The 15,362-nt window shown below is 72.5% G+C and carries 13 protein-coding genes; 3 read left to right on the top strand and 10 right to left on the bottom strand.

Annotated elements, in window-relative coordinates; genetic code table 11:
- Positions 1–11: 11 nt before the first annotated feature.
- The 3 genes from Q0283_RS09570 to Q0283_RS09580 are packed head-to-tail and all read left to right on the top strand — an operon-like array spanning position 12 to position 3,663.
- A complete protein-coding gene (locus Q0283_RS09570; RefSeq protein ID WP_298044347.1) occupies positions 12–1,529 on the top strand; it encodes an MmgE/PrpD family protein in 1,518 nt (505 codons plus the stop codon).
- Complete coding sequence (gene prpB, locus Q0283_RS09575) at positions 1,529–2,476, top strand: methylisocitrate lyase (RefSeq protein WP_183526697.1); 948 nt, start codon at positions 1,529–1,531, stop codon at positions 2,474–2,476. Before Q0283_RS09570 ends, prpB begins: the two co-directional genes overlap by 1 nt.
- A 26-nt stretch (positions 2,477–2,502) precedes the next feature.
- Complete coding sequence (locus tag Q0283_RS09580) at positions 2,503–3,663, top strand: bifunctional 2-methylcitrate synthase/citrate synthase (RefSeq protein ID WP_183528434.1); 1,161 nt, start codon at positions 2,503–2,505, stop codon at positions 3,661–3,663.
- Between the two features lie 123 nt (positions 3,664–3,786).
- Here the strand turns inward: Q0283_RS09580 and Q0283_RS09585 are convergent, their stop codons facing one another.
- From Q0283_RS09585 to Q0283_RS09630, 10 genes are all read right to left on the bottom strand, one after another.
- Complete coding sequence (locus Q0283_RS09585) at positions 3,787–4,734, bottom strand: hypothetical protein (protein ID WP_298044349.1); 948 nt, start codon at positions 4,732–4,734, stop codon at positions 3,787–3,789.
- Positions 4,735–4,892: 158 nt separating this feature from the next.
- Positions 4,893–5,915, bottom strand: coding sequence for a site-specific tyrosine recombinase XerD (xerD, locus tag Q0283_RS09590; RefSeq protein WP_298044351.1), 1,023 nt, complete (start codon positions 5,913–5,915; stop codon positions 4,893–4,895).
- Positions 5,912–6,580: an NUDIX hydrolase gene (locus tag Q0283_RS09595; RefSeq protein WP_183526705.1), complete on the bottom strand. Its 669-nt coding sequence runs from the start codon at positions 6,578–6,580 to the stop codon at positions 5,912–5,914. Before Q0283_RS09595 ends, xerD begins: the two co-directional genes overlap by 4 nt.
- A gap of 5 nt (positions 6,581–6,585) precedes the next feature.
- Positions 6,586–8,322, bottom strand: a complete 1,737-nt coding sequence (locus Q0283_RS09600) for a CTP synthase (protein ID WP_298044354.1) — start codon at positions 8,320–8,322, stop codon at positions 6,586–6,588.
- A gap of 58 nt (positions 8,323–8,380) precedes the next feature.
- Entirely contained in the window at positions 8,381–10,144 is a 1,764-nt protein-coding gene (gene recN / locus Q0283_RS09605; RefSeq protein WP_298044356.1) for a DNA repair protein RecN, read from the bottom strand.
- Entirely contained in the window at positions 10,141–11,313 is a 1,173-nt protein-coding gene (locus Q0283_RS09610) for an NAD kinase (RefSeq protein ID WP_298044357.1), read from the bottom strand. Before Q0283_RS09610 ends, recN begins: the two co-directional genes overlap by 4 nt.
- Positions 11,314–11,401: 88 nt before the next feature.
- Positions 11,402–12,250, bottom strand: a complete 849-nt coding sequence (locus tag Q0283_RS09615; protein WP_298044358.1) for a TlyA family RNA methyltransferase — start codon at positions 12,248–12,250, stop codon at positions 11,402–11,404.
- Positions 12,247–12,420, bottom strand: a complete 174-nt coding sequence (locus Q0283_RS09620; protein WP_183526739.1) for a hypothetical protein — start codon at positions 12,418–12,420, stop codon at positions 12,247–12,249. Before Q0283_RS09620 ends, Q0283_RS09615 begins: the two co-directional genes overlap by 4 nt.
- Positions 12,417–13,253 (bottom strand): HAD-IIA family hydrolase, encoded by an 837-nt coding sequence (locus Q0283_RS09625; RefSeq protein WP_183526753.1) that lies wholly within the window; start codon positions 13,251–13,253, stop codon positions 12,417–12,419. Before Q0283_RS09625 ends, Q0283_RS09620 begins: the two co-directional genes overlap by 4 nt.
- A 3-nt stretch (positions 13,254–13,256) precedes the next feature.
- The gene (locus tag Q0283_RS09630) at positions 13,257–14,144 is read right to left on the bottom strand and encodes a hypothetical protein (RefSeq protein ID WP_183526755.1); all 888 of its coding nucleotides are present in this window, start codon (positions 14,142–14,144) and stop codon (positions 13,257–13,259) included.
- Positions 14,145–15,362 lie beyond the last annotated feature (1,218 nt).

Below are 15,362 nucleotides of genomic sequence, written 5' to 3' on the forward strand. Positions count from 1 at the left end.
GAGAGAACCCCATGATCAACCACGACGTCCGCGTCTACCGTTCCGAGGAGAACCTGGACCGCAAGGACCAGCTGGCCTGGAAGATGGCCGAGGTCGCCACCGACCCGGTCGGCATCGACCCCGAGGTCGAGGAGATGGTCATCAACCGGATCATCGACAACGCCTCCGTGGCGATCGCCTCGCTGAACCGCGGTCCGATCGTCGCGGCCCGGGCCCAGGCCCTGACCCACGCACCGTCCACCGGGGGCACCGGTGCCTCCGTCTTCGGCATCACCGAGAAGGTCTCGCCCGAGTGGGCGGCCTGGGCGAACGGCGTGGCCGTGCGCGAACTGGACTACCACGACACCTTCCTGGCCGCCGAGTACTCCCACCCCGGTGACAACATCCCCGCCATCCTCGCCGTGGCCCAGCACCGCGGGTCCACCGGCGCGGACCTGATCCGGGGCATCGCAACCGGGTACGAACTGCAGGTGGACCTCGTCAAGGCGATCTGCCTGCACAAGCACAAGATCGACCACGTCGCCCACCTCGGTCCCTCCGCCGCCGCCGGCATCGGCACCCTGCTCGGCCTCGACACGGAGACGATCTTCCAGGCCATCGGCCAGGGCCTGCACACCACCACCGCCACCCGGCAGTCCCGCAAGGGCGAGATCTCCACCTGGAAGGCCCACGCCCCGGCCTTCGCCGCCAAGATGGCCGTGGAGGCGGCCGACCGCGCCATGCGCGGCCAGACCTCCCCCGTTCCGATCTACGAGGGCGAGGACGGCGTCATCGCCTGGCTGCTGGACGGCCCGGACGCCCGGTACTCGGTGCCCCTGCCGGCCCCGGGAGAGGCCAAGCGCGCCATCCTGGACACCTACACCAAGGAGCACTCCGCCGAGTACCAGGCCCAGGCCTGGATCGACCTGGCCCGCAAGCTGCACGGTGAGCACCCGGAGGCCACCGACCCGGAGAACGTGGAGTCGGTGCTGATCAGGACCTCCCACCACACCCACTACGTCATCGGCTCCGGGGCCAACGACCCCCAGAAGTACGATCCGCAGGCCTCGCGGGAGACCCTGGACCATTCCATCCCCTACATCTTCACCGTGGCCCTGCAGGACGGCTCCTGGCACCACGTGGACTCCTACGCCCCCGAGCGGGCCGCGCGCCCGGACACCGTCCAGCTGTGGCACAAGGTCACCACCGAGGAGGACCCGGAGTGGACGCGCCGCTACCACTCCCTGGACCTCAACGAGAAGGCCTTCGGCGGCGCGGTGGAGATCACCCTGACCGACGGCACCGTCATCCGCGACGAGATCGCCGTGGCCGACGCCCACCCGCTGGGTGCCCGCCCGTTCGGCCGCGAACAGTACATCGCCAAGTTCCGCACCCTGGCCGAGGGACTGGTGGCCCCCGAGGAGATCGAGCGCTTCCTTGAGGCCGCCCAGCGCACCGCCTCACTGGGCGCCGGGGACCTGGACCAGCTCAACATCACCGCCGCCGAGGGCGTCATCGACCTGGCCGCCGCACCGGAGGGACTGTTCTGATGCTGTACTCGACACTCACCGCCGAGCAGAAGCGGGTCCGGCTCTCGGAACTGCTGCAGCCCGGAGCGGCCGTGCAGTTCCCGGGCGCCTACACCCCGATCTCGGCGAGGCTGGTCGAGGAACAGGGCTTCTCCGGGCTCTACATCTCCGGCGCCGTCCTGGCGAACGAGCTCGCGCTGCCGGACATCGGGCTGACCACCCTGACCGAGGTGGCCCAGCGCGCCGGGCAGATCGCCCGGATCACGGACCTGCCGGCGATCGTGGACGCGGACACCGGGTTCGGCGAACCGATGAACGTGGCCCGGACCATCCAGGAACTCGAGAACGCCGGACTGGCCGGCTGCCACCTCGAGGACCAGGTCAACCCGAAGCGCTGCGGCCACCTGGACAACAAGGCCGTCGTGGACCTGGCCACCGCCACCCAGCGGGTGGCCGCGGCCGCGAGCGCCCGCCGCGACCCGAACTTCCTCATCATGGCCCGCACGGACGTCCGCGGGGTCGAGGGGGCCGGCGGCCTGCGCGCGGCCGTGGACCGGGCCAAGGCCCTGGTGGACGCCGGGGCGGACGCCATCTTCCCGGAGGCCATGAAGGACCTGTCCGAGTTCGAGGCCGTCTGCTCCGCCGTGGACGTGCCCGTACTGGCCAACATGACCGAGTTCGGCAAGTCCGAGCTGTTCACCCGTGAGCAGCTCGCCGGCGTGGGCGTGGCCCTGGTGATCTACCCGGTCACCCTCCTGCGCACCGCACTGGGTGCCATGGAACGGGTCCTGTCCACCATCCGCACGGAGGGTACCCAGCAGGGCGGGGTCGGTGAGATGCTGACCAGGGCGCGGCTGTACGAGCTCGTGGACTACGAGGGCTACAACGGCTTCGACTCGGGTGTGTTCAACTTCCAGGTGCCCGGGCTGGACACCGCCTCCTCCCCCGGCCGCACCGACGCCGGCTGACCCGTCACGCGAAAGGACTCGAGATGATGACTGAGACCGAGATCGAGATCAAGAAGGGCCTGGCCGGGGTGGTGGCCGACTACACCGCCATCTCCAAGGTCAACCCGGACACCAACTCCCTGCTCTACCGGGGTTACCCGGTCCAGGAGCTCGCCGCCGCCCTGCCGTTCGAGGCCGTGGCCTACCTGCTGTGGAACGGGGAGCTGCCCACCGACCGGCAGCTGGCCGACTTCACCGCCCACGAGCGGGCCCACCGCGCCCTGGACGAGCACGTCAAGGCGGCCCTGGACGCCCTGCCGGTCGACTGCCACCCGATGGACTCCGTGCGTACCGCGGTCTCCATCCTGGGCGCCCAGCACCCGAAGGCGGAGGACTCCTCCCCGGAGGCCGAGCTGGAGAAGGCGACGACCCTGTTCGCCCAGCTGCCCGCCGTCGTCGCCTACGAGCAGCGCCGGCGCCACGCCGGCGGGCCGGCAGAGCCGGTGCCCGCGCGCGAAGACCTGGACTACTCGCAGAACTTCCTGTGGATGACCTTCGGCGAGGAGGCGGCCCCGGAGGTCGTCGACGCGTTCCGGATCTCCATGGTGCTGTACGCCGAGCACTCCTTCAACGCCTCGACGTTCACCGCGCGGGTCATCACCTCCACCCTGTCCGACCTGCACTCCGCGGTCACCGGCGCGATCGGCGCCCTCAAGGGCCCGCTGCACGGCGGTGCCAATGAGGCCGTGATGCACACCTTCGACGAGATCGGGATCCGTCCCGAGGAGTCCCAGGAGGAGGCCAAGGCCCGGGCCAAGGCCTGGATGGAGGATGCCCTGGCGAGCAAGAAGAAGGTCATGGGCTTCGGGCACCGCGTGTACAAGCACGGCGACTCCCGCGTGCCGACCATGAAGAAGGCCCTCGACGCGATGATCGAGCACTTCGGCCGGCACGAGATCCTCGGCCTGTACAACGGCCTGGAGCAGGCCATGGACGAGGCCAAGGCCATCAAGCCCAACCTCGACTACCCGGCCGGGCCCACCTACCACCTGATGGGCTTCGACACCGAGCTGTTCACCCCGCTGTTCATCGCCGCGCGCGTCACCGGCTGGACCGCGCACATCATGGAACAGCGTGCCTCCAACTCGCTGATCCGCCCGCTGTCCGCCTACAACGGACCCGACGAGCGGCACCTGCCCGGCGCCTGAACCGCAGCGGCGTATCGTCCGGGGCTCCCGGACACGACGACGGCCGGTCGCCTTCCCGCGGGGAGGCGACCGGCCGTCTCCGGCTCGCGTCCAGGACCCCGGACGGACGAGGACGCGTCCGTGTCAGGGGGCGGTGACCTGCAGGGACGTTGCCACGTCGCGCAGCTCGGAGTACTCCTCGGTCTCCAGCACCGCGCGCAGGGCGTCCTTGCCCTCCCGGCCGGTGATCGCCTCGGCATCCGACTGCGCGATGCGGCCCTGCAGGAAGCTGGCCGTCCCCTGCCCCGTGCCCGGGGCCGCGGGCAGCACGAAGGTCCAGCCGCTCCAGTAGTCATCGCCCGGCGCCTCCGGGTCCACGTCCTGGGGCACGCCCACCACCTGGACCGCCAGCCGGTACTCCTCCCCGTCGAAGAACCCCTCGTCGCCCCGCAGCCCGTTGTCCCTCAGGATGGCCGCGCGGTACCAGGTGTCCTCCTCCCCGTACTCCGGGTCCGCCGGGAGGCCCCGCAGCCGCTCGGCGTCCACGACCTCGACGACGTCGGGCTTGGCGCCGTCACCGTCCGTGGGCCCCACGCCGGTGTTCGCGGAGAAGACGGCCGTCCCCTCCGGGTTCTGGAAGACCCACCGCTCGTTCTTCACGCCGTACGCCTCGGTGGTGTCCGGACCGGCCAGCTCCTCACTGATGGTCCAGTCGGCCGGCAGCGTCCACCGGAAGTGACCCCCCTCCGTGCTGTGGGTCTGCGTGGACCCGTCCCCGTCCTCGGCGCCCTCGCCGTCACCGGGCGCCCCGCTGGCCGTCGGGGTGGGACTGGCAGCGACGGACCCCGTGACGTCACCGGACTCCGTGGCTCCTGCGGCCTCGGTGGACTGGACCGCCGCGGACTCCGACGGGCCGGTGGCCTCCGAGGAGTTCCCCCCACCGGGCACGGCGGCACAGGAGGCCAGGGCCAGGACGGCGGCGAGGCCGAGGGCTACGGGCGTCCGGCGCCAGCACCGGGACGCCGCCGACTCACCGGGGACACCCCTGTCGTCGTCCTGGTCGCCGCCCCGCTCCGTGCCGTACCCCATCATGGACTCCCTCCCGCCGGGGCGCCCCGGCGGCGCCGACGACTGTCTCACTGCGGCCGTCGGTCGAGCGGACGGCCTCCGTCCATCTGAGCATCCCCGTGCGGCGCTGTCACGCGGTACTGCCGGGCTGACCGGTGACGTTGCGGGATCGTGATGGAGCCCTAGGCCCGGGCGCGGGGGTGCGCGGCGGCATAGACCTCCCGCAGGGTGTCCGCCGTGACGAGGGTGTAGACCTGCGTCGTGGTCACCGAGGCGTGGCCGAGCAGTTCCTGCACCACGCGGACGTCCGCCCCGCCCTCGAGCAGGTGGGTGGCGAAGGAGTGGCGCAGGGTGTGCGGGGAGACCTCGGTCCCGATGCCCGCGCGCTCGGCCGCCTTCTTCAGGATCGTCCAGGCGGACTGCCGGGACAGCCGGCCGCCCCGCTGGTTCAGGAACAGGGCCGGTCCCCCGGTGCCCGACTGGGAGGCCAGCACCGGGCGGCCGCGCACCAGCCAGGCCTCGATCGCCGCGGCGGCGTAGGAGCCCAGCGGCACGATCCGCTCCTTGGAACCCTTGCCGAACAGCCGCACGACGGCGGGTCCGGACTCCTCGTCCCCCTCGCCCCGGTCGCCGGACGGGTCCGCACCGGCGTCCGGACCGGCACCGGTCGGGCCGCGGACCGCGCCGACGACGTCGTCCACGTCCAGCCCGACCGCCTCGGAGATCCGGGCGCCGGTGGCGTAGAGGAACTCGAGCAGCGCGCGGTCCCGCAGTCCTGCGGGCGTGTCCGTGGGCACCGCCTCGAGCAGGGCCGTCACCTGGTCCACGCGGATGGCCTTCGGCAGTTCCCGGGCCGGTCGTGGTGGGGTGACCTCCCGGGCGGGGTCCGTCTCCGTGAGGTGTTCGAGCGTCCAGAATCGGTGCATGCCTCGCACCGCCACGATGGTGCGCGCCGCGGACCGCGGGGCCAGGGGGTGGCCGCCGTCGGCACCGGTGCCCAGGGCCTGGAGGAATCCGGTGACGTGCCGCCGGGTGACGTCCTGAGGCTCCACCACGCCTTCGGCCACGAGCCAGCGCAGGTACCGCGTGACGTCCCGCCGATACGCGCCCAGCGTGTTCGCGGACATCCCCCGCTCCACGGCCAGGTGGTCCAGGTAGGCCTCCGCCGGCCGGACCAGGGACCGCGGGAGCTCCTCGTCGGTCACTGGCCGGGGACGGAGGCTGAGGTCGTGGTGACCTGCCACGGCGCGTCTGCCGGGCGCAGCCCGGAGAACCCCTGCGCGGCGTGCACCCGCAGGGCCAGCAGGCCGATCGCGGTCGAGGGGTTGCGCAGCCGGCCGGAGAGCACGGCCTCCACGGCCTCGTCCACGGGCACCCAGGCCAGCGGCATGCCGGCCTCCTCCCCCGTCCGCTCGTGTCGCTGGTCCTCCGGGACCTCGCTCAGTCCCCGGGCCAGGAACACCCGGATCCCCTCGGAGGAGGACCCCGGCGTGGTGTAGAAGTCCACGAGCACGTCCCAGCGGCCGGCCCGCAGGTCGGCCTCCTCGGCCAGCTCCCGCTGGGCGGCGGCGAGCATCGGCTCGCCGGCCACGTCCAGCAGGCCGGCGGGGACCTCCCAGAGCTCCTGGCCGACGGGATGCCGATACTGCCGGATCATCCGCACCCGGTCCCGGTCGTCGAGGGCGACGATCGCCACCGCGCCCGGGTGGCGGATGAACTCCCGCACCAGAGGTTCCTCGCCCTCATGCATGCGGAACGACTCCCGGGCGACGTCCCAGACCTTGCCCGCGAACGCCCTCTCGGTCTCCTCCGCGGTGCGGGCCGCGGGCAGGTCGGCCAGCGGGCCGCCGTCGTGGGGGATGTACGCCATGCGGATCAGCCCGTCCTCCCGGCCCGCTGGTGCTCCAGGCCCGCGGCCACCAACCCCTGGAACAGCGGGTGCGGGTCCGTGGGGCGGGACTTGAACTCGGGGTGGGCCTGGGTGGACACGTAGAACGGGTGGGCCTGTCGCGGCAGCTCCACGAACTCCACGAGGGTGCCGTCCGGGGAGGTGCCCGAGACGACCAGTCCGGCTTCCTCGAGCTGTTCGCGGTAGGCGTTGTTGACCTCGTAGCGGTGGCGGTGCCGCTCCGTCACCTCCGTGGTGCCGTAGGCCGCGGCGACCACCGAGCCCTCTCTCAGGGCCGCAGGGTAGGACCCCAGGCGCATGGTGCCACCGAGGTCCCCGCCGCCGGAGACGATGTGTTCCTGCTCGGCCATGGTGGCGATGACGGGGAACGCGGTGTCCGGCTCGAACTCGGTGGAGGAGGCGCCCTCCATCCCGAGGACGTTGCGGGCGTACTCCATGACCATCGTCTGCAGGCCCAGGCACAGCCCGAGGGCGGGGACGCCCCGTTCGCGGGCGTGGCGCAGGGCACCGATCTTGCCGTCGAGGCCACGCACGCCGAAGCCACCCGGCACGCAGATCGCGTCGACTCCGGCCAGGGCGCGTTCGGCACCGGCCTCGGTGGAGCACTCGTCCGAGGCGACCCAGCGGATCGTGACCCGGGCGTCGTTGCCGAAACCGCCGGCCCGAAGGGCCTCCGTGACGGACAGGTAGGAGTCCGGCAGGTCGATGTACTTGCCCACCAGCGCCACCTCGACCTCGTGGGCCGGGTGGTGGACCACCTCGATGAGCCGGTCCCAGGTGGACCAGTCCACGTCCTTGAACTTCAGGTCCAGCGCCTGGACCACGTAGGCGTCCAGCCCCTGGGCGTGGATGATCTTGGGGATGTCGTAGATCGAGGGGGCGTCGGCGCAGTTGATCACGGCGTCGTTGTCCACGTCGCACATCCGGCCGATCTTGTCCCGCACGTCCTGGGGGACCTCACGGTCCGAGCGGATGACGATGGCGTCCGGCTGGATGCCGATGGAGCGCAGGGTGGCCACCGAGTGCTGCGTCGGCTTGGTCTTCAGTTCCTGGGACGGGCCGATGTAGGGCACCAGGGAGACGTGCACGAAGAACACGTTGTCCCGCCCGATGTCCTGGCGGACCTGCCGGGCGGCCTCGAGGAACGGCTGGGACTCGATGTCCCCGACCGTGCCCCCGATCTCCGTGATGATCACGTCCGGTGCGGTCCGGCCGGCGGTGCGGTGGTCCTTGCGGTCCTCACTGCCGCCCCACGTGGCGGGCAGGCGCATGCGGCGCTTGATCTCGTCCGTGATGTGCGGGATGACCTGGACGGTGTCACCGAGGTAGTCGCCGCGGCGCTCCTTCTCGATGACCGTGGAGTACACCTGGCCGGTGGTCACGTTGTTCAGCCCGTCGAGGTCCTCGTCCAGGAACCGCTCGTAGTGGCCGATGTCCAGGTCCGTCTCGGCACCGTCCTCCGTGACGAAGACCTCGCCGTGCTGGAAGGGGTTCATGGTGCCGGGATCCACGTTCAGGTAGGGATCCAGCTTCTGCATGGTCACGGACAGTCCGCGCGCCTTGAGCAGGTGGCCCAGGGAGGACGCCGTCAGTCCCTTCCCGAGCGATGAGGCGACCCCGCCGGTCACGAAGATCTGGCGGGTCGCGTTGGGCGTTTTCAGGAATCGAGAGGTTCTTTGCACCACGGAGTTCGATCGTAGCACCACACCGGTTCCCCGCCGCCGGCCCGGGGCCGGTGCCCTGCGGGACCGCCGCGGGGGCTCAGGCGTGCGAGGCCTCGAGCAGTTCCCGGGCGTGGTCCCGTGCGGACCCGGATCCCGCCCGTCCGGCGAGCATCCGCGCCAGTTCCTCCACCCGGTCCTCGCCCTCCAGGGTCTGGACGTCGGAGGTGGTGAAGCCGGCGTCGCTGTCCGAGTCCTTGGTCACCTTCAGGTGGCGGTCGGCGAAGGCCGCCACCTGGGGCAGGTGGGTGACCACGATGACCTGGACGTGCTGGGCCAGCCGGGCCAGCCGCCGGCCGATCTGCACGGCGGCCTCTCCGCCGACGCCCGCGTCCACCTCGTCGAACACGAACGTGGGCACCGGGTCCGTGGCGGCCAGGACCACCTCCAGCGCCAGCATCACGCGCGAGAGCTCACCGCCGGAGGCGCCCTTGCCCAGGGGACGCGGGGCGGAACCGGCGTGGGGCTGCAGCAGCAGCGCGACGTCGTCGGCACCGTGGGGGCCCGGTTCACCGCCACCGGTGACCGAGGCATGGAACGTGGCGTCCGGCATGGACAGCGCGTGCAGCTCCTCGGTGACCTGTCCGGAGAGGTCCTGCGCTGCCGCGGTGCGCAACCGGGTGAGCTCTGCCGCCCCGGCCAGGACGGCCGCCTCGAGCCGTTCGCACTGCTCGGTGAGCTCCACGATGCGGCCCGAGTCGCCCTGCAGCTCGTCGAGCCGGGCGCGGTGGGACCGCGCCCAGTCGAGCACGTCGGCCAGTTCCGGGCCGTACAGCCGCATCAGCCGGGTCAGTTCCGCCAGCCGGGACTGCGCCGCGTCGAGGTCGGACGCGGCGTCGTCGTCCAGGCGGGCCGCGTACCCGGCCAGGTCGGCCGAGACGTCCGCCAGTACGATGCCCACCTCGGCCAGCCGTGCGGCCAGCCCGGTCAGCTCGGCGTCCTGGCCGGGTGCCTGCAGCAGGGCCTGGCGCGCCGCCTCCACGAGGGCCTCCGCGGCCGGGACGTCCACCGCCTCCGCCACGTCGGCACCGGCCAGGTGGGCGTGGGCGCCCAGGGACGCCGCCCGCAGCTCCTCGACGTTCTCCAGCCGCTGGATCCGGACGCGCACCTCCTCGTCCTCGCCCGGCGTCACGTCGGCCTCGTCGATCTCCTCGAGCGCACGCTGCAGGTTCTCGGCCTCGCGGGCGCGGTCCTGCTCGTGCAGCGTGATCTCGGCCAGCTCGGCGCGGGCGGCACGCCAGGTGTCGAAGTCCCGCCGGTAGGCCGCCAGCGCGGTGGCCAGCTCCTCCCCGGCGAAGGCGTCCAGCGCGTGGCGCTGGGCCGTCGCGGACTTCAGCCGCAACTGGTCCGTCTGTCCGTGCACCGCCACGAGGTGTCCGCCGATCTCCCCGAGGAGCGCCACCGGCACGCCGCGCCCGCCCGCCGAGGCGCGGGACCGCGAGGACCCCCCGGCCGCGCCCACCGATCGGGTGACCACCAACGAGCGGTTCCCCGGCCCGCGGCCCGGGGCATCGCCGTCGTGACCCTCGTCGTCGACCTCGTCCAGGACCGCCCCGGCCTCCTCGGCGAGCCCGACGGCGGCGTTCCCGGCTGCCAGCCGGAACCCCGCCTCGACCGTGGCGTGGGAGGCGCCGTGGCGCACGGCCCCGGCGTCGGCGCGCGCCCCGAGCAACAGGTTCAGGGCGGTCACGACCATGGTCTTGCCGGCTCCCGTCTCACCGGTGACCACGGTGAACCCGGGGTCCAGGTCCACGGTGGCGTCGCCGATGACACCCAGGGAGTCGATGGACAGGTACTCGATCATGGCCGGCCGCCTCCGGGCTTTCGGTCCTCACGGGCCTCTGCCGGGGTGGTGCTGGATCGGGCCAGGGGCAGCTTCTCGTCCTCGCGCACGACCACCGGGATGGCGGCCGTGGCCGGTGGGACCACTCCGGGACGCGGTGCCAGGTGGTGCGGCTCGACCACGGAGACGCCGGGCGAGCCGGGTACCTTGGCGTCGGTGTGCCGGGCGGCGTAGCGCGCCTCGCGGGCCGCCACCTCCTCCCGGTCCTGTTCGGTGACCGGCCCGCGCCAGCCCTTGGTGGGCAGGTTGAACTTGCGCACGAGGCGCTCGGAGAACGGGGTGCGGGACAACCGGGCGATCCGGACGGGGTGTTCCGAGCGGGTGACCTCGATCCGGGCCCCCAGCGGCAGGTCGACGGTCCGCCGGCCGTCGCACCACAGGACGCCGGGTTCATTCGTGCGCGGGAGCACCTCCACGGTCAGGACCGAGTCCGGGGAGACCACGAGCGGACGGGCGAACAGGGCGTGGGCGCTGATCGGGACCATGAGCATGGCGCGCACCTCGGGCCAGACGACCGGGCCGCCCGCGGAGAAGGCGTACGCGGTGGAGCCGGTGGGGGTGGCCATCACGATACCGTCGCAGCCATAGGTGGAGATGGGGCGGCCGTCCACCGCGGTGATGACCTCGAGCATGCGTTCGCGGTTGGACTTCTCCACGCTCGCCTCGTTCAGAGCCCAGGTCCGGGCGACCAGGACGTCGTTCTCGAAGACGCGGACGTCGATCGTCATCCGTTCCTCGACGGTGTAGTCCTCGTCCACGACCGCCTCGACCGTGCGGGTGAGGTCGGTGCGCTCGGACTCGGCCAGGAACCCCACATGCCCCAGGTTGACGGCCAGCAGGGGAACACCGGCCTCACGGACCAGTTCGGCGGCGCGCAGGACGGACCCGTCACCGCCGAGGACCACGCCGAGATGGATGTCGGTCAGGTCGCAGTCCACCCCCAGCGTCTCGGGGCGGGTCGCCAACGGCGGCACCACGTCCGAGTGGATGGCCTCGCGGATGGCGATGGCATCGCCCTCGAGCAGGACCGGGACCAGCCCGGACTCCTGGAGGCTCGCACACGTGCGGAGGGCGGCGCGGATGGCGTCCTCACGGCCGGTGTGGGCGAGGACGAGGATTCGGCGAGCCATGGGCACAAGGATACCCACGCTCCGTGGCCGGCCGGACGCGAGACGTCCGCGGTGTGGATGGACCGGGCGGGCCCTGCATCCGGCCCGGTCAGCCCCAGTCCACGACCTGCCGGGACCACCAGTCCCCACCGGGCGCGGGATCCGGTGCGCCGTCCGTGCCGTCCGGGGTGCCGGGGGCACCCCGGCGCAGCCACAGGAAGAACTCGGCATTGCCGTCCTGCCCGGGCAGCGGCGACCGGGCGAGTCCCCGTGGCTCCAGCCCGGCCTCGAGGGCGGCGTCGACCACCCCGGCGACGGCACGGCGACGGGCCCGGGGGTCCACCACGACGCCGGTGCGCGGCAAGGCCTCCCGGCCCACCTCGAACTGGGGCTTGACCATCAGGACCAGGTCGGCACCGGGCCGGCACGCCGCGGCCAGCGGCGCCATGACCAGGCGCAGCGAGATGAAGGAGAGGTCGGAGACCACCAGGTCCACGGTCCCGCCGATCCGCTCCGGGGTCAGGTCCCGGATGTTGAGGCCCTCGTGGACCTCGACACGCGGATCGAGGCGCAGCTCGTCCACGAGCTGTCCGTGGCCCACGTCGACCGCGACCACCCTGGTGGCGCCCGCGCGCAGCAGGACGTCGGTGAATCCCCCGGTGGAGGCCCCGGCGTCCAGGCAGCGCAGACCGGCGGGGACGACGCCGGCGAACACCTCCAGCGCCCCGGCCAGCTTGTGCCCCGCCCGGGAGGCGTAGCGCGGACCCCGTGCGGACAGCGCCAGCACGTCGTCCGGGCCGCACTTCTGCGACGGCTTGGTGGCCGGGGCGCCGTTCACGGTCACCTCCCCGGCGCTCACCATCCCCGCGGCCTCACTGCGGGACCGGGCGAGCCCGCGACGGGTCAGGGCGACGTCCAGCCGTTCAGCACCGGCCGTCGCAGCTCCCGAGCGGCTCACGGCGTCCCCGGCAACCGAGGCTGTTCCTCGAGGAGGCGGGACAGGGCATCCAGTGCCGTCCGGTAGGCCTCGACCTCGTCCCCCGGGCTCAGTGCGTCGGCCCCGTCCAGGCCGGACACGATGGCGTCGGCCGCGGGATCACCGGTGGGCTCGGGCCACCCCGCGCTCACCGGTCCGTCCCCGTAGCCGCGGACCACCGTTCCGGGGGCGCCTGCAGCAGGGCGGGCAGGCCGTCCAGGACCCACGTCGGCTGGTGGTCGCAGGGCGCTGCCCGCGTCGTGTCGTGGTCATCGACGCCCGTGAGCACCAGCGCGGTGTCGAATCCCGCACGGTTCCCGCCGAGGATGTCCGTGTCGAGACGGTCACCGACGACGAGCGGACGACGACCGCCCAGTCGCTCGGCGGCCAGCCGGAACAACACCGGCTCCGGCTTGCCCGCAGCGACCGGGACGGTACCGGTCGCGCGGGCCACCGCCTCGACCAGGGCGCCGTTGCCGGGGGCGATCCCCTCGGCGCGGGGAATCGTCAGGTCGGTGTTGGTCGCCACCCAGCGGGCACCGGACCGGATCGCGAAGGCCGCCTGGGCCAGGTCCTTCCAGCCGACCGAGGGGTCGAACCCCTGGATCACCGCCTCGGGGTCCTCGGCGGCCGATTCGGCGACCTCGTGACCTGCCCCGGACACGAGGTCGCGCAGGTGGTCGGAGCCGACGACCAGGACCCGGGTGGTCCGGCCCTCGAGCTCCTCGCCCAGCAGGGCCACACCGGCGGCGGCGGAACCGAGCACCTGCTCACCCGCCACCGACAGTCCGAACGAGTTGAGGTGCTCGGCCACGGACTCGGGCGAACGCGAGGCGTTGTTGGTCACGTAGGCGACCGGGACATCCAGTGCGTCGAGCTCCCGGAGGGTCTCCACGGCGCCGTCGATAGCGTGCTCACCCGCGTAGACGACGCCATCCAGGTCGCACAGCAGGACGTCGTGCCCGTCGAAGAAGCGTGCAGCCACGGATCAGTCGCCCTGCGGGTCCCGGTCGGGGCGGGACGCAGAGTCCGGACGCTGTCCCGGATGATCGTCCGGCGCGTCCTCCCACGGCGCGGCACCCTCGGACGCGTCCTCGCGGGAATCCACGACGACGAGTCCCTCCTCCGCCAGGTCGTCAGCGACGGCGCGGTCCCTCCCGGGATGGTCATCATCGGGCTGGCCGTCCTCGGAGCCCGCGGCGGCCGGAGCGGGCGTGGCCGCATCGCCCTCCGTCTCCTCTCCGGTGCTCCCGGGTGGGACCAGGTCACGGGCCCGGGGACGACGCTCCGGTCGCACGTCCTCCTCCACCCCGAAGTCCACGATCTCCGGGTCCGAGAACTCTCCGATCCCGAGGGCCCGCTCCGCGACCCGCGCCTGGTGGCGCCAGTCCTTCGCCTCACCGCCTCGCCCGGCCTCCTCGAGGGCATCGGCATAGGCCCGGAACAGTCGGGGACTGAAGGAGAACCCGCGGTTCCGGTCGAGCTCGGGGACCTGCAACACCTTCAGTGCGGAATCGACGTCCCCGAGGTCGCGGTGGACGCCGGACAGCACCATGACGAGTTCCACGCGGACGGCGCGGTCGAGGGTTCCCAGGTCCACCTCGCCGGCCAGCTCCAGTGCCTTGGAATGACGACCGAGGGCACGTTCGCTGTCCACCATCTCGGGGAGGTGGGTGTGGTCACCGGTGATGCGGCGATAGGTCCGGAACTCGCGCAACGCCTCGGCATACTGCCCCGCGGCGTAGGCCGTCAGCCCGACGGCCTCGCGGACGCAGCCGAGTCGGCCGCCTCGGCGGCTGGCCGCCAGGGCGTGCTCGAACGACAACTGGGGATCGATCTCGAGCAGCCGGCCGGCCATGACCAGGTGCTTGGCCACCCAGGGACGATTGCGCTCGTCCAGCGAGTCGAGTTCCCGGCTGGTCGCGCGATCCAGCTCCCTGCCGGTGACGTCCTCGTCGATCTCCGGGGACTTGGCACGGTCGGGGCGGTTGGCACTGCGCAGGTCGCTGGGGTTGTGATCGGGCGCGCTGTCGCCCCGGTCGCGGAACCCGCGACGGTCCGGGCCGGCACCCCGGCCGCGATCCGCTCCGGGGCGCCCACCGCGCTGATCCTCCCGGAAGCGGTCGTATCCGTCCCGGTGATCACGACGGGGACGATCTCCCCGCTCGCCACGGTCGTCCCGCTGGTACCCACCCTCACGGCGAGGGCGATCACTCCGGTCACCCCGATCGTCTCGGCGGTAGCCACCGCCTGGATTGTCCCGGCGCGGACGAGGGCCCCGCTCACCGCGGTCATCCCGGCGGTAACCGCCCTCACGGTCGTCCCGACGCGGTCGTTCCCCACGCGCGCCCCGGTCGTCCCGCTGGTACCCACCCTCACGGCGCGGGCGATCCCCGCGGTCACCTCGGTCGTCCCGGCGGTAGCCACCCTCACGGTTGTCCCGGCCCGGGCGATCACCACGGTCACTCCGCTCGTCCCGGCGGTATCCGCTGTCCCGGGTGTCCCGGCGAGGACGATCCCCGCGCTCACCGCGGTCGTCCCGCTGGTACCCGCTCTCCCGCCGAGGCCGTTCCTGACGGCCCTCACGGTCGTCCCGACGGTACCCGCTGACGCTGCGGTCACCGGAGCGGGGCCGGTCCTCACGGCGCGGACCGTCCTCCCGACGGTAACCCCCGCCGTCAGACCGAGCGGGTCGCCCCTCGCCGGCATCACGACGAGCGGACGACGAGCCTCCGCGCTCGGAACCGTATCGACCGGAGTCCCGGCCCGTTCCGGCACGCCCAGACTGGCCGCGGGAGTCATAGGAACGGCGATCGTTCCGGGGGCCGCCGCGGGACCCCCGCCCGGTCTGTCCACCGGTCTGCTTCCGGTCGCGGCCGGCTGAACCGGGGCGTTCCTCGTTCTCAGACATCCAGGATCCTCTTTCCTTCAGGTGCGACCGCAACCCGGAATAGGGCAGGGCTGCCGATCGGCCACACCAGAGTAGCCGACATGGTTAAAGCAAGGAGGCCCCGCACATACAGTGCGGGGCCTCCCTTGAATGGTTGTCCGGCGGCGTCCTACTCTCCCACATCCTCCCGGATGCAGTACCATC

Origin of the sequence: uncultured Citricoccus sp. (assembly GCF_937871995.1) — a bacterium.
Classification (GTDB): Bacteria; Actinomycetota; Actinomycetes; order Actinomycetales; family Micrococcaceae; genus Citricoccus.

Bases quoted from the DNA above. Each gene is read 5' to 3' on its own strand.
- Q0283_RS09610 (WP_298044357.1), bottom strand. From the start codon at position 11,313: ATGGCTCGCCGAATCCTCGTCCTCGCCCACACCGGCCGTGAGGACGCC.
- prpB (WP_183526697.1), top strand. From the start codon at position 1,529: ATGCTGTACTCGACACTCACCGCCGAGCAGAAGCGGGTCCGGCTCTCG.
- Q0283_RS09570 (WP_298044347.1), top strand. From the start codon at position 12: ATGATCAACCACGACGTCCGCGTCTACCGTTCCGAGGAGAACCTGGAC.
- Q0283_RS09585 (WP_298044349.1), bottom strand. From the start codon at position 4,734: ATGATGGGGTACGGCACGGAGCGGGGCGGCGACCAGGACGACGACAGG.
- Q0283_RS09580 (WP_183528434.1), top strand. From the start codon at position 2,503: ATGACTGAGACCGAGATCGAGATCAAGAAGGGCCTGGCCGGGGTGGTG.
- recN (WP_298044356.1), bottom strand. From the start codon at position 10,144: ATGATCGAGTACCTGTCCATCGACTCCCTGGGTGTCATCGGCGACGCC.
- Q0283_RS09595 (WP_183526705.1), bottom strand. From the start codon at position 6,580: ATGGCGTACATCCCCCACGACGGCGGCCCGCTGGCCGACCTGCCCGCG.